Here is a 14,260-nt window from a genome sequence, read left to right as displayed (position 1 = left end):
CCGGGGCACAGGAGGGCACGCCGCGGGGCGCGGTCATCGCGTGCGGAGCACGCGGGCGCGGAACTCCGGGCGCACGCCGGTGATCAGACGTCCGCGGGTGCGCGGGCGGGGGCGGGGCCGTCGGCAACTCGGCAACTCACCGACGGCCGGCGGAGTGGGCGGACGGCACGTACAGCTTCTCGGTGAGCAACGGGAACATCTCCCTGACACCCCGGTGGGTCTGATGCCGGGCCAGCAGTCTGGCCAGCGCCACCAGGTCGGTACGGACCGTCCAGGAGGCCGTCGCGCTGAACTCCGGCAGCAGGTCCCGCAGCACTTCGCAGGCTTGGTCGAGCTCCCCCGCGGATGCCAGCGCCAGCGCCTGACGGGCCGCCCAGCGGACCCGCAGCCGCCGGGACCGCAGAGGAATCGCCGACAGCTCGCGCCCGAGCAGTTCCGCAGCCCGGCCGGGCCTGCCCAAGTCGTGGAGGCAGCCCGCGGTGGCCAGCGCGACCGGATCACCCCCGCCGGTGGTGCCCAGCACCGGCGCGTTGCCGCGCGGCGCCTCCGCCAGGAGGCCGCGGGCCCGGTCGAGCGCCCGCAGGCACTCCGACTGCGCTCCCGCGAGCGCATGACCCTGCGCCTCCCGCAGCGCCGCCAGACCCCGCACCCGCGGCCCGGCATCGGCGGCGTCCTGGGCCCGGACGGCCAGGGCGACGGTGGACAGGGCGTCACCGGCGTACATCCGGATCAGCGCGAAGCGGACGAGGGCGTAGGCGGCGAGTTCGCGGTCTCCGCCGCGGCGCGCCAGGGCGACGGCCCGGTTGGTCCACCACACCGCCATGTCGTCGCGGCCCGCCTCCTGCGCCATCCAGCCCGCGTACTCGGCGTAACGGGAGGCGAGCAGATAGCCCTCGGTCCGGCCGCGGCCGGAGGCATGTGCGGCGACCGACTCCAGGGTGCGGGTCTGGGCGACCACCGTCGGCAGCACCGTCGCGGGGCTGGCCCGCTGGCCCAGCGCGCGAATGAGCGGGAAGAGCGCGGAGAAACCATGAACGGTCTCCTCGGCGTCCGCCCCCGGGTCCGCCCCGGCGGGCCCGCCGAGCCCGGCCGCGAGCAGCGAGGCCGCTCCCATCGCCACCACCTGGCGTCGGTCCGCGGGTTGGAACCAGATCGACCCGTCCTGCCCCATGCCCATCGTCCACATCTCGTCGCCACCGAGCTCACCGGACCCGCTGTCCTGAGCCGCCCTTTCGGCCCCGCCGTCACCGGCGACGGGCGTCGGCCCGCCCGCCGCCCCGCCGCGGTCGTCCGCGGGGACCAGGGAGGCGAGGATGCCGCCCGCGTTCAGGGCGGCGTCGCAGCGCCGGGCGAGCACCGCGTTGGGCGGTCTGGCGCCGGTCTCGACCCGGCTGAGGTAGCCCTTGCTGTAGTGGACCCGCTCGGCCAGCTCGGCCAGGGAGACCCCGACGGCCATACGGCGGCGCCGCAGCGCCGGCCCGAAGCGTTCCGCGCTCTCCGCGCCGGGCAGCGCGCCGTTGCTCACGTCGCCCGTCACATCGCCTCCCGCCCCGACCCGCGACGCCCCGCTCGCTCGGCGTCCCGCGATGCGGGCGGCCTCGAACGCACACGGGCTGTAACGGAAAGGTGACACACGGAAGGAAGGCGGACAAGGGTCGGCGCCTTGGCGTCCGGCGACGGCGGTCATGACGGCTTGGGCGTCGAGTCGTCGTGCGAGGCGCCACCGAGGACGAACCAGGCGGCGGCCAGGGCGAGCAGCACGGCTCCCTCACTCGATCGCGTCGCGTGCAGCAGGAGCTCGATCACGTCGTGCAGATCAGCGGCCAGCGCCGTCACGGCGACCAGGCAACTCCTCGTGCGCGGGGGCCTGTCCATGAACGTCCCACCTCCCGATGGTGTGTTGAGCTCATCGTGCGGCGGTCGCCCCCGCGCGACGAAGGGGTTGCCGAGCGCCTTCACGCATGGGCAACAGGCAACCCCCGAGCAAGCCACCGGGGCAGGCAGCACAAGCGGGTCCGGTCTGCCACGATGGGGTCGTACTGCCCGATACCGGACGGGAGGACGCACGTGCCCGGAGTGTTCGTCAGCTACCGCAACGCCGACGAGCCGTACGCCGCCGCCCTGATCGATCTGGCGCTGAAGGAGCGCCTGGGCGCGGACAGGGTGTTCCGGGCCAGCCGCTCGAACACCCCTGGCAACGACTTCCGGGACCAGATCGTCGCCCGCCTCATGGACTCGACGGTCGTACTCCCCGTCATCGGCCCCCGCTGGGTCGAGTGCCGTGACGAGGAGGGCCGGTTACGTCTGTGGCAGGAGGAGGACTGGGTCCGGCGGGAGATAGCACTCGCCTTCGAGCACGGCAAACGGGTCATCCCGGTGTACGCGACCGGGGCATCCGCCCCGAAGGAAGAAGAACTCCCCTCTGACATAGGCCAGTTGGCGTTCCAGCATGGCGTCCGACTTCACCATCGCTCGGTGGAGACGGACCTGGAGCGGCTGGTGGCCGAAGTCGAGAAATGGGTGCCCGAGTTACGAGTCGAGGCGCTGCTGGAGAGCGCGCCGACCGCGCCGCCCTGGGGGCTGCCGAGCGCCGCGCTGCGGCCCGAGTACCAGGTGGTGCCCTTCCAAGAACCCCCGGGGGCACGGTACCTGGACCAGCTGACGGCCTGGTGCGAGCAGGCGGTGGCACCGCCGGTGCTGATGCTCACCGCGCCCGGGGGCCATGGCAAGAGCCGGCTCGCGAGAAAGCTGTGCGAGCGGCTGCGCGGGCGGGGTTGGAGCGCCGGGCTCGTCGCCACACGCAGCTCTCCGGAGGCTCTGGCGCGGATCCGGGAGCTGAGACATCCCACGCTGCTGGTGTTCGACGCCGCCGAGGCCCGCCAGGACCAACTGGCGGCCGCCCTCGCCGTGACGGCTCGGCGGCCCCCGGACGGGCCGCCGGTCCGGCTGCTGCTGCTCGCGCGTTCGCACGGGCACTGGTTCGACCAGATCCCGCTCGCCGACGACTGGGCAGCGGAGCTCCACCACCGGGTCGAGGTGTGGCACCTGAGCACGCCGAGCGGGGATCCGGCCTGGCGGGAGCAGGAGTTCAACCGCGCTGCGCGGGCCTTCGCCGCCGGGCTGCGGCTCGCGCCACCCGGACACCGGTCACCACCCGCCGCACCCGACGGCCGGGAGAGCTATCTGGAACTGCACGGCGCGGCTCTGGAATCGGTCCTGAAACCGGCCGCCGCGCCACCCGGGGAAGGTCCCGCGCCTGCGATGCCGCAGCCCGCAGGCTTGCCGGCCTCCGCTCCGCACCGTACCCCCAGGACCGCGACCGACGCGTTCGGCCGGATGCTGGACCTTGAGATCGCGTACTGGAGGCAGGTGGCCAAGGCGTTCGAGCTCCCGTCCGACGATTCCGTCCCGTTCGAGCAGACGGCGGCGGCCGCGACCCTCTTCGGCGCGGCGGACCACCGGGAGGCCGTCGCCACCCTGGCCGCGCTTCCCGCCTTCCGATCGGTGCCGGACACGACGGTGGAGAAGTACATCGCCTGGGCGCAGGCCATGTATCCGGGCCCCGCGGCACTGAACCCGCTGCGGCCCCGGCAGGTCGGGGAGACCCAGGCCGCCCGGGCGGTGCTGCGCTCACCCGGCCTGCTGGACTGCCTGCCAGATCTCTCCGAAACGCAGATGCTGCGAGCGTGGACCGTCCTGGGCCGGGTGCTCGTCCGCGACGACCGTTTGCGTGGCCCGTGCGCCGCCGTCCTCGCCCGGCAGCCCGCAAGGCTCGTCCTGCCGGCGCTCGACGCGGCACTCGTCGTGGAAGAACCGGGGCCCTTGCTGGCCGAGATCGTCGTCGCGCTGCACGACGCCGAACCCGCGGCGCTCATCGCCGTACTGGCCTCGCTGCCACAGCGCAGCCTGGTGCTCGCCGAGACCTCGGCCGTGCTCACCCGCATGGCACGGACCGCCCACCAGCGGCTGCCGGACCCGGACCCACTCGAAGCGGCCCGGCTCTCACGGCAGTTCGCCCAACGGTGCAGCCTCTGGGGTGAGTGCCTGGAGGAAGCGCGGGTCGCGGCGGAGGAAGCGGTCGCCGGGTTCGCCCGGCTCGCCGCCGACGACGCCGGGCTGAAGCAGGAACTCGCCGAGGCGCACGCCGTGCACGCGCTGTTGCTCATGGACACCGGCAACCCCGTCGAGGCACTCGCCGCGGGTGAAAAGGCCGTGCGGCTGTACCGGTCGCTCCCGCCGGCTCCGGGGACGGACCGGATCGCGGGACTGGTCACCGCGCTGAACAACCAGGCCGTGCGGTCCGCCCGACGGGGTGACGACGCCAGTGCCCTCGCCCAGGCGCGGGAGGCGGTCGCCCTGGCCCGGGGCCTGGTGCGCGAGAACCGGGCGGCCCATCTGTCGCTGCTCGCCGACTGTCTGGACACCCTGAGCGTGCGGACGCCCGAAACGGACGCCGCGGTGAGTGTCTGCCGGGAGGCGCTCGCCCTGCGGGAGGTGCTGGCCGCCCGGCGCCCGGACGCCTACGAGCCGGCTCTCGCCGGCACCTCGCACAACCTCTCCGTACTCCTGGCCCGGCAGGAGCACACCGAGGAGGCGCGACGGCTCGCACTGCGGGCCACCGAACTGTACGACCGGGCAGCGGCGCGCCATCCCGGCCGGTTCACCGAGCAGACGGCCGTCGTCGCTCGATGGCTGGAGCGACTGACCGCCATGAAGGACAAGGAGAAACCGTGACCGACGACTCGATCGACGTCCTGAAGACGGCGGCCCGGGTGGACGGGGAGCACCTGCATCGCGCTGAGCTCGAACGCGTGGGTGCCGCTCTGACGCCCGGCCGGGAGGAGGAGTTCATCGACGCCGTCACCCGAGTGTGCGGGCTGTCCTGGGCGAGCGGCCGTACCCGCCCTGCGGACTGGCTCGAACTGCACGACGACCTCAGCTGGGTCGACATCGGTGAGCCCGCCAACCGGGCGGGCCTGCTACGGGCCGCGCTGGGCTCGGCCGTCGTGGAGTGTGGCGCCGTCTCGCCGTTCACCTCGGTCGAGTTGGCCGCTCACTGCCTGGCAGTCGTCGCCGATCCGTCGGCCTGCCGAGTGGTCGGCGAGCCGGGCGCCCTGCACGCCGTCGTCGTCCTGCGCCCCGGCCCCCACGTGTTGCCCGCGGAACTTGCCGACACCGTGAACCCCAAGGATTTCGAGGAGTTCACCGAGCAGCTCCTGGCCTCGGCCACCGGGACCCCCCGTCTCACGGACGGGGGCGTCACCCTCACCGTCCGGCGACCCGCCGTACCGGAGGCACACGGATGACGGCCGATGGGCGACAGCACCCAGACCCGGACGGACACCCGGGGCCGGACGGGCAGCCGGACCCGGACGGGCAGCCGGACCCGGACGGATCCGAGGCGCGGATGCCGAGCGGGGAGATCGGCCACATCCTCGGGTTCACCGGCCCCGACAGCCAGGCGATGACCGGTGCGTACTCCCCCGGAGGCTGGGAGGTACGGCACGTCACCGGCACGGACCCTCTGCTCGCGCTGCTGACCAGTCAGCACGAGGCGGAGCACGCCGCGCTCAACGCCTCCAGCTCCTGGGGTACCGCGCTGCTCACCTGCCATGTCGCTCACCGGAAGACCGGGGACCCGACGTTCCGTCACGCCGTCGAGGAGCTGGTGCGCCGCTGCCGCACGACGCACGAGGCGTTCGCCACCCACGCCTCGGTCTTCGTGATCACCTCCAACTCCGGGAAGAGCAGCGCCGAACTCCTCGCCCGCTATCCCGACTACCAGCGCTACCACGAACTGGCCCACCGCGTGGGCCCGGATCCGGTGGCGCGTCCGTACTGGCACTGCGTGGCCGTCTCCAGCGCGCTGATGGTCTGCATGCAGACACCCGTTCTGGATCTGCTCGCCGAGCACGGTCCGGAGCGGTTCGCCACCGCTCGGGTGCTGAGGGAGTCCGACAGCCCCGACGCACGCTTCGCCGCACTTCGCCGGACCGGCCTCACCGCCTGGGCGGAGCTGGAGGCAGTCCTCGCCGACGCGCTCGGTCCCGCCGACTGGAGGAGGCTGAGCAGCACCCCGGCCGACGGCAGCGAACCCGACGCGTTCGATGCCGAGGTGTGGCACCGGCTCCAGGCGGTCACCTTCGAGAGTGTCCGCGGCGTCCTGGAGGCGCTGGGCTTCGCCACACCCGGTATCGAGGACATGATGGCGCAGTCGGCCCGGACGCTGGCCCGGCTGCGCGAGCTGGTCCCGGAGGCCGGACGGATCTTCGTGCCTCCCGGCGAGTACCGGACCGACGCGCTCAGTCTGTTCGAACTGGAGAACCTCACCCTGCGGGCACCCCGGCGGGCCGTCATCCGTCGCTGGGCGGATGTCGCGGGGCGCCGGGAGACGGTCACGGCCACGGGCGAGCACCCCCGCCGCCACGTCTACGTGTGCGTGCGGTCCCTGGGCCGTCTTCGCCGGCAGTTCGAGCTGGATGCCGGGCATCTCGCCGACCACCCTCCCACCACACCCGTCACCGCGGTACTGGTCCCGGCCGACGAGGGAGGCGAAGGGCCCGTGGACCTACTGGTGCTGGACGATCCGGACGAGCTGGCGGACCTCCCGCGCGCCGGCACCGACCTGGGCGTCGTGGTCAACTACTCGCTCGCCTGCAGCCTCGACCAGGCGTGGAGCGCCCGTTGGCTACCGAAGCTGTGCGCCTCGGGCCGGGCCACGGCACTCTTCGACACCCTGCCCCGCCAGACCGTCCCACCGCTGCTGGCCTCCGGGCTGCCGCTGGGCTATGCGCTGATCTCGGTGCGCGGCGAACAGGAGGATGCCTACGTGCTGTGCGTGCGGGCCGCCGACGACCCGCTCCTGCTGCTGCCGTGCAGTTTCGCGGCGGGGCAGTCGCTGGCCTCCTGGATTCACTACACGTCGGGCGAGCGCCTCCGCTCCGACCTGGCGGTCCTCGGTCCGGACGAGGCCGACACGGTACCCGTCGTGGTCGGGCACCTCGTCGGCCAGGAGTCCGTCGTCGGCGTGTGGGCGGCCGCCTGATGCGCCACTCGTCGGGCGGTTTCGGGCACGAGGGATGGTGGATCAGCCAGCCCGGTGACGATCCGCGGAGCGCTCAGTTCGCCTCGGCCCATGAGGGGCACCACAAGCAGTTGCAGGACTCCACGAGCTACGGAGCCGTCGCCCGGGTCTACCACGAACTGGGCCGCGCCTCCGGACTCACCCGTTTTCTGACCCTCGCCGGCGAACTCACCCGAGCGGCCCGCAATGTGCACGAGTCGTTCGCCTCGTGGCTGCCGGCCGCCGCGCTCGGGTGGACCCGGGACGACCTGGTGTCCTGCTATCCCGAGTACCGCCACCACTACGACGCCATGGAGCGACTGGTGGAGACGGTCAGCAGTCCCTACGCCAGGTTCCACGCGGCACACGCGCTCGCCCGTGTCTGTCTGCAGACGGAGATCATCGGGTCAGTGCTGGAGCGGGGGCTGGAACGGTTCGTACTCGCCGATGTCCGTGACCGCGAGCGGCCGGACTCCCGGTTCGCGCTGCTGCGCCGCCGCCCCCCGGACTGGGCCCGCGCCGTGTCCGCGCTGGCCGCCGAGACGCCCGGCAACGCCGGGCTGCACGCGGCGATGACCGCTCCGGTTCTCACGGCGGACCTCTTCGGGCCGGCCAACGAGGCGGTGTGGGACCGGGTGGCCGAGGTCATGTACGACGCCGCGGCCGAGGCGCTGCGCTTCGCGGGGGTTCCGGTGCTGGACCAGGACGGGCACCTCGCATGGACGCCCCGGCTGGTCGCGGCGGCCAAGCGGCTCGACGCCCGGGTGGGCATCGAACCCGGCCATCGTCGCCGGGCGGCGGAGGCGCCCGGGATCGTGCTCGGCAACATCGAGCGGGAGACGTTCATCGTGGCGCCCCCGCTGAGCGCCAGGTTGCTCCCCCGCGACACGGATCCGGCCTTGATGGTCGCCGACATGGCTCAGCCGCATCTCTTCCTCACCCACCGTCCGGCCGCTTGCCTCGCCTCCAACTACACCCTGCGGGCCGGTCGTGCCCTTGCGTCGGCGGGGGTGCTCACCGTGGCCCGCCGTACGGTGCGGGAGCCCTCGGGCGCCATGGTGGTGGAACTGCTGGAGCTCGACGAACCCGAGGACATCGCCGGGCCGGCGCCGCGTGCCGTGTCGGTGGCGGCCCTGTCGGTACTCGGCGACCAGCGGGTGCGCCGCTGGCTGGGCCAAGGCTGGCCGAGCCGGACGGCGTTGCTGCTGGACCTGCCGTTGGGGCAGCATCTCGACGTATGGCTCGACCGGCCCGAGGCCCGCTTCCACTATGTGTTCCTGCGCATCGAGTCCTTCGGCCGTGTGGTCCCGTTCCTGGTCGGCGAGGTACGCACTCCGGAGGTGCCCGTCGGGCCCCTGCTGCTGCGGCCGTTGTCGCACGCCGGGGTCCGGGTACACAAGGCGGCGCTCGCCGAACTGCGCGGTGCGGGGGCGCCCTTGGTGGAGGACGGTGCTTTCCTCGACGATCACCGGGGTCTCCTCGACCTCTGTCTCGCCCATCTCGCCGGGGAGGAGGTCCGTTTCGGACCGAAGGTCGGGTGAGGGCCGATACGGGGCCGCGCAGCGTATCGCGGTTCTCGGCGTTTCCTTTGACGGCGGCGAACATCCCGTCGCCTGCGGCGACGCGATCACCCACGGGTGGACGGGCGTACGGTCGTGCCATGGAATCGACAGTGGACGATGCGACGGTGAGCGGCACGGCGGGCACTGTCGTCTACCGGCCGGCACGGCCGGAGGACGAGGAGGCGCTGGCGGGGCTGGACGGGTCCTTCACGACGGACTCGGTGTTCGAAGTGACCGTCACGGGCGATGGGTTCACGGTCCGTCAGACGCCGATCGACCCTCCCCTCCGCAAGGTCTTCCCTGCCGGCGAAGACGCGGAAGGCGACGCGGACTCCCGGCCACGCCGGACGGTGGTCGCCTACGACGGGGACGAGTTGTGCGGGTTCGTGGAGGCGTCCTTCGACGCGTGGAACCGTCGGCTGACCATCGACGACATCGAGGTCGCGCCGGCCTGGCGCGGCAGGGGGATCGGGCGAACCCTGATGCGCCACGCCTTCGAATTCGCCGAGGAGTGCGGGGCCGGGCACGTATGGCTGGAGGTCAGCAACGTCAACGCTCCCGCCGTTCGCGCCTATCTTCGGATGGGCTTCGCCTTCTGCGGACTGGACACCTCGCTCTACGACGGCACGAAGTCCGCCGGCGAACAGGCGCTGTTCATGGCCCGCCGGTTGCGCTGAGCATCGCTCTTCAGGTGACCGGCGGTCGCAGTGTCGCGGGCGTGGGACCGTCGGGGCGCACGGTGATGCCGTACACGGTCTTGCCCGACCACCGCCCTCGACGATCTCGGGCTCGATTCGGAAACGGAGCGGGGGCCGTCCCGGGGAGGCTCGGGGGTAGGCCGGAGACGGCTGCGGTGTCCATGTCTCCTCGCCCGGCCGTCCGCCGGGCACGGCCGCCACAAGGTGCGGCACACGGGCTGTACGGCAGCGGCGACGTCCTGTGACAGGCCGCTCGGAGATGCACGGCACCGCGCCGGGGCTCCTGCCGTTCGGAGCGGGGCGCTCCGTAGGCAACCCGGATATGGGCACGCCGGCCAGGTGTCCCGACCGGGGCCCCGCCGCCCGCCCCTCGCCGTCGGCCGTCCGCCCGGCGTCCGCCTCGCCATCGGCGGGAGCCGCACTATCGTGGAAAGCATGGAGAACCCGTTCGTGCTCCAGCGGTGCCTCGCACTCTTCGCAGCGGCAGGAGGCCGCGCGTGAAGACGCGGAACGGCGGAGTCCGGCCGGCGGGGGATTTCGCCGACCCGAACGACGACGGGCTCCCTCCGGACCGCACCCAGGCGATTCTCGGAGCGGCCAAGGAGGTCGCTTCGCTGCTCAAGGCGGGCGGGCACCCCTTCGCGCTGGCGGGCGGCGTCGCCGTGTACGCCCACGGCGGCCCCGGGACCCTTCAGCACGACGTCGACTTCTGCGTACTTCCCGAGGACATCGACGCCGTCACCGTCACCCTTGAATCGGCCGGCCTGGCGGTGGTCCAGCCGCCCGAGGACTGGCTGCTGAAGACCCGGAGCCACGGCCAGGAGGTCGACCTGATCTTCCGTCCGTCACGGGTCCCGGTGAGCCGGGAGCTGCTGGACCGGGCGGAGGTGCTGTCGGTGCAGTCGGTGTGGATGCCGGTGCTGTCGGCGACGGATCTGCTCATCGGGCGGCTGATGTCGTTCTCGGAGCACTACTGCGACTTCGGTTCCGCGCTGCCGATCGCCCGGACCCTGCGGGAGAAGATCGACTGGGCCCGGGTCCGCCGCGAGTGCGGAGCCGTGCCGATGCCCGCGGCCTTCCTGTACCTGCTGGAACGCCTCCATGTGATCGAGCCGGAGGAGACCGGCCATGGCGACACGACCTGATGACGGAAGGGACGCCGACCCGGACGCCGCCACCGGCCCCGAGCACTCGGCGCCGAACACGGAGTACCGCATCGCCCACCTGGGTGAACGGCTCGCCGGCGGTGATCTGGCCGAACTCGGTATGCGCATCGAGTCGCGGGGCGAATCCGTCCATATCACCGGCACCGCGTCCACGGCCCACGACCGCGAGGCGATCCTGCGTCTGGCGGCGGAGGAGCTGCCGGGCATCGCGGTCCGGGCCGACATCGCGCTGGCCGACGTGACCGCGCCCGACCACCCGGAGAACCTGTCGTGATCCGGGTCGCCGCCGTCGGGGACATCCATCTGGGGCCGGACAGCCGGGGGCTGCTCCGCCCCGCGTTCGAGACCCTCCACCGGCAGGCCGACCTCCTGCTGCTGGCCGGTGACCTCACCCGGCACGGCACTCCCGAGGAGGCGCGGGTCGTCGCCGACGAGGTTGCCGGGCTGCCGGTGCCCGTGATCGCCGTCCTCGGCAACCACGACCACCACGCCGAGCGGCCCGACGACGTCACGGACGTCCTCCGGGCGGCGGGCGTGAACGTGCTGGAGGGCGAGGGAACCGTCGTCGAGGTCGACGGGGTCCGGGTGGGCGTCGCCGGGACGAAGGGCTTCGGCGGCGGCTTCGCCGGGCGCAGCGGCAGCGAGTTCGGCGAACCCGAGATGAAGGCGTTCGTCCGGCACACCCGGGGTCTCGCGGACGGGCTGCGCGGGGCCCTCGACGGGCTGGCCGCGGACGGCTGCGCGGTGCGCATCGCGCTCACCCACTTCTCGCCCGTACCGGACACACTGGTCGGCGAGCCGCTGGAGATCTATCCGTTCCTCGGCAGCTATCTGCTGGCGGAGGCGATGGACGAGTCGGGCGCCGACCTCGCCGTCCACGGCCACGCCCATCTGGGCACCGAGCACGGCATCACCAGTGGCGGCGTGCGGGTGCGCAATGTCGCCCAGCCGGTCATCCGGCGCGCCTTCGCCGTGTACGGGCTGCCGGTGGACGGGACCGCCGCCGGGTCGTAGCCCCGGCTTCCGCGCTCGGGGGCGGCGGGTCCGTGCCCGTCGCGCGGCGCCCGTCCCGGGCCGGCGGCGGACCGGCCCGGGACAGCCCTCAGACGACCGCCACCGTCGTCCCGTCCTTCGCGAACTGTGTGCGGTACAGCTGCGCGTACCGGCCGCCCGCCGCGAGGAGTTCCTCGTGGGTGCCGCGCTCCACGATCCGGCCGGCCTCGACGACGAGGATCTGGTCGGCGGCGCGTACGGTCGACAGGCGGTGGGCGATGACTACGGCGGTGCGGCCCTCCAGGGCCTCCGTGAGGGCCTCCTGGACGGCGGCCTCGGAGGTGTTGTCGAGGTGGGCCGTGGCCTCGTCGAGGATGACGACGCGCTGGCGGGCCAGCAGCAGCCGGGCGATGGTCATGCGCTGGCGTTCGCCGCCGGAGAGCCGGTAGCCGCGTTCGCCGACCACGGTGTCGAGGCCGTCGGGCAGGGAGCGTACGAGGTCGTCGAGTCGGGCCCGGCGCAGGACCTCCCACAGGTCGTCGTCGGTGGCTCCGGGACGGGCGAGCAGCAGGTTGGCGCGGACGGTGTCGTGGAAGAGGTGCCCGTCCTGGGTGACCATGCCGACGGTGCCGCGCAGCGACTCGGCGCTCAGGTCCCGTACGTCGACGCCGCCGATGCGGACGCTGCCGGCGTCGGTGTCGTACAGGCGGGGCAGGAGCTGGGCGACGGTCGACTTGCCGGCGCCGGAGGAGCCGACGAGGGCGATGGTCCGGCCGGGTTCGGCGCGGAAGGAGATCCCGTGCAGGACCTCGGTGCCGCCCCGGGTGTCGAGCGCGGCCACCTCCTCCAGGGAGGCGAGGGAGACCTTGTCGGCGGACGGGTAGCCGAAGCGGACGTCCTCGAACTCCACGGACACCGGGCCCTCGGGCACCTCGCGGGCGTCCGGTTTCTCGTCGATCAGCGGTTCCAGGTCGAGTACCTCGAAGACCCGCTCGAAACTGACGAGGGCGCTCATGATCTCGACGCGGGCGCCGGCGAGGGCGGTCAGCGGGGCGTAGAGGCGGGTCAGCAGAAGGGCGAGGGAGACGATCGCGCCCGCTTCGAGGGTGCCGCGCAGCGCGAACCAGCCCCCGAGGCCGTACACCAGGGCGAGCGCCAGGGCCGAGACCAGGGTGAGCGCGGTGATGAACGCCGACTGCGCCATCGCCGTACGCACGCCGATGTCCCGCACCCGGCGGGCCCGTTCGGCGAACTCCGCGGACTCGTCGGCCGGGCGTCCGAAGAGTTTGACGAGGGTGGCGCCGGGTGCGGAGAAGCGTTCGGTCATCCGGGTGCCCATGGCCGCGTTGAGGTCGGCGGCCTCCCGCTGGAGCCGGGCCATCCGGGCGCCCGTCCGGCGGGCGGGGATCACGAACACGGGCAGCAGGACCAGCGACAGCAGGGTGATCTGCCAGGACAGGGTGAGCATCACGGTGAGGGTGAGGACCAGGGTGACCAGGTTGCCGACCACTCCGGACAGGGTGTTGCTGAAGGCCCGTTGGGCGCCGATGACGTCGTTGTTGAGACGACTGACGAGCGCTCCCGTACGCGTACGTGTGAAGAACGCGACCGGCATGCGCTGCACATGATCGAAGACGGCGGTCCGCAGATCGAGGATGAGTCCCTCGCCGAGCTTCGCCGACAGCCATCGGCCGAGCAGCCCGAGGGCCGCCTCGGCGACCGCGATGAGGGCGATGAGCACGGCAAGGCGGACGACGAGCGCCTCGTCGCCGTCCGACACGATCACGTCTACGACGTTCCCCGCGAGCACCGGTGTCGCGACGGCGAGTACGGCGGTCATCACACTGACCGCGACGAACCACGCGATACGGCGACGATGTGGACGGGCGAAGGCGCCGACGCGCCGTAGCGTCGTACGGGCGAAGGGGCGGCTCGACTGCCGGGCGTTCGACATGCCCTGCAGCTGGCTCCAGGCGGTCATCTCCATACTCATGAGGAGGACGCTAGAACCTCAACCATTCTTCAGGTCAATGGGTTTTCCGGGGACGTTCCCGAGCGGTGAGGTCCCGCACCGGTCACCGCGCGTCCGCGCGTCCACGACCCGCCGTCGGGCGGTGGCGGAGAACCTCCCCCGGTGTGACGCCGATCTGGCCCTGGCGCTCGCCGTACGCCACCGCTCCGTGCTCGTCGAGGACTTCGGGCGGTCGGGGGCCGCGCGGTTGCCCCGGCGGGCCTCGGCGGCCGGCGCGACCTGTCTCACCTGGGTCACGGCGCCGAGGCGGCACCCGCCTTGTACCTGCCGGCGGAGTCCGTCGCCCGGCCGGGTCTGCCGCTCGCCCTGCCGCCGGCGTTCCCCGGCGCGCTGCGCCTCGGCCGGCTCCTCCCGGACGGGTCGGTCCCCTGATGGCCGCCGTCGGGCCGGCGTCGGGCCGGCGTCGGGCCGGCGTTGGGCCGGCGGATACCGGGGCCCCACATGGTGCTCGCGTATCTCGCGGCCACCGTCGCGGTCGCCCTGGTCCCGGCGCCGGGCGGCCTCGGTTCCGTGGACGCGGCGCTCGTGGTCGCCCTGGTGGCGGCGGGCTCCCCGGGGGCCGCGGCCACGGCCGTGGGGCCGCGGCGTACCGCGTCATCACGCTCCGGCTGCCCTTGCCGCCGGGAGCGTTGACACGGGTGGCGCTGGTGCGGCTGAAGGTGCTCTGAGGGAGCGGCGCGGGTCGGGTCGGGTCGCGCACGGTGGCGCGTATCAGACATTCCGCCGCGCCCGACGGGTCGTCAATG

12 protein-coding genes are annotated in these 14,260 nt (G+C 73.0%); 9 read left to right on the top strand and 3 right to left on the bottom strand.

Going from position 1 to position 14,260, the window contains the following annotated elements:
* Positions 1–136: 136 nt before the first annotated feature.
* Positions 137–1,537, bottom strand: a complete 1,401-nt coding sequence (locus tag AC067N_RS23780; protein ID WP_478680894.1) for a helix-turn-helix domain-containing protein — start codon at positions 1,535–1,537, stop codon at positions 137–139.
* 146 nt (positions 1,538–1,683) lie between these two features.
* Positions 1,684–1,875, bottom strand: a complete 192-nt coding sequence (locus AC067N_RS23775) for a hypothetical protein (protein WP_478680893.1) — start codon at positions 1,873–1,875, stop codon at positions 1,684–1,686.
* Between the two features lie 192 nt (positions 1,876–2,067).
* Here AC067N_RS23775 and AC067N_RS23770 point away from each other — a divergent pair, with 192 nt between their 5' ends.
* From AC067N_RS23770 to AC067N_RS23735, 8 genes are all read left to right on the top strand, one after another.
* Positions 2,068–4,734 carry a TIR domain-containing protein gene (locus tag AC067N_RS23770; protein WP_478680892.1) on the top strand — a complete coding sequence of 889 codons (2,667 nt, stop codon included), beginning with the start codon at positions 2,068–2,070 and terminating at the stop codon, positions 4,732–4,734.
* Positions 4,731–5,306, top strand: coding sequence for a hypothetical protein (locus tag AC067N_RS23765; protein ID WP_478680891.1), 576 nt, complete (start codon positions 4,731–4,733; stop codon positions 5,304–5,306). The genes AC067N_RS23770 and AC067N_RS23765 overlap by 4 nt, the downstream gene beginning before the upstream one ends.
* Complete coding sequence (locus tag AC067N_RS23760) at positions 5,303–7,045, top strand: hypothetical protein (RefSeq protein ID WP_478680890.1); 1,743 nt, start codon at positions 5,303–5,305, stop codon at positions 7,043–7,045. The genes AC067N_RS23765 and AC067N_RS23760 overlap by 4 nt, the downstream gene beginning before the upstream one ends.
* Entirely contained in the window at positions 7,030–8,604 is a 1,575-nt protein-coding gene (locus AC067N_RS23755; protein ID WP_478680889.1) for a hypothetical protein, read from the top strand. The genes AC067N_RS23760 and AC067N_RS23755 overlap by 16 nt, the downstream gene beginning before the upstream one ends.
* Positions 8,605–8,723: 119 nt before the next feature.
* Positions 8,724–9,302 (top strand): GNAT family N-acetyltransferase, encoded by a 579-nt coding sequence (locus tag AC067N_RS23750; RefSeq protein WP_478680888.1) that lies wholly within the window; start codon positions 8,724–8,726, stop codon positions 9,300–9,302.
* Positions 9,303–9,820: 518 nt separating this feature from the next.
* Positions 9,821–10,468, top strand: a complete 648-nt coding sequence (locus AC067N_RS23745) for a nucleotidyltransferase family protein (RefSeq protein WP_478680887.1) — start codon at positions 9,821–9,823, stop codon at positions 10,466–10,468.
* On the top strand, positions 10,452–10,763 hold the full coding sequence (locus AC067N_RS23740; RefSeq protein ID WP_478680886.1) for a hypothetical protein: 312 nt from the start codon (positions 10,452–10,454) through the stop codon (positions 10,761–10,763). Before AC067N_RS23745 ends, AC067N_RS23740 begins: the two co-directional genes overlap by 17 nt.
* Positions 10,760–11,503 (top strand): metallophosphoesterase family protein, encoded by a 744-nt coding sequence (locus tag AC067N_RS23735; protein ID WP_478680885.1) that lies wholly within the window; start codon positions 10,760–10,762, stop codon positions 11,501–11,503. Before AC067N_RS23740 ends, AC067N_RS23735 begins: the two co-directional genes overlap by 4 nt.
* An 88-nt stretch (positions 11,504–11,591) precedes the next feature.
* Here the strand turns inward: AC067N_RS23735 and AC067N_RS23730 are convergent, their stop codons facing one another.
* Positions 11,592–13,469: an ABC transporter ATP-binding protein gene (locus AC067N_RS23730; protein WP_478681026.1), complete on the bottom strand. Its 1,878-nt coding sequence runs from the start codon at positions 13,467–13,469 to the stop codon at positions 11,592–11,594.
* A gap of 486 nt (positions 13,470–13,955) precedes the next feature.
* Here AC067N_RS23730 and AC067N_RS23725 point away from each other — a divergent pair, with 486 nt between their 5' ends.
* The gene (locus AC067N_RS23725; RefSeq protein WP_478680884.1) at positions 13,956–14,147 is read left to right on the top strand and encodes a hypothetical protein; all 192 of its coding nucleotides are present in this window, start codon (positions 13,956–13,958) and stop codon (positions 14,145–14,147) included.
* The last annotated feature ends 113 nt before the right edge of the window (positions 14,148–14,260 follow it).

It is taken from the genome of Streptomyces sp. NPDC042364 (genome assembly GCF_056437585.1).
This window is presented reverse-complemented; position numbering and strand designations above follow the sequence as displayed.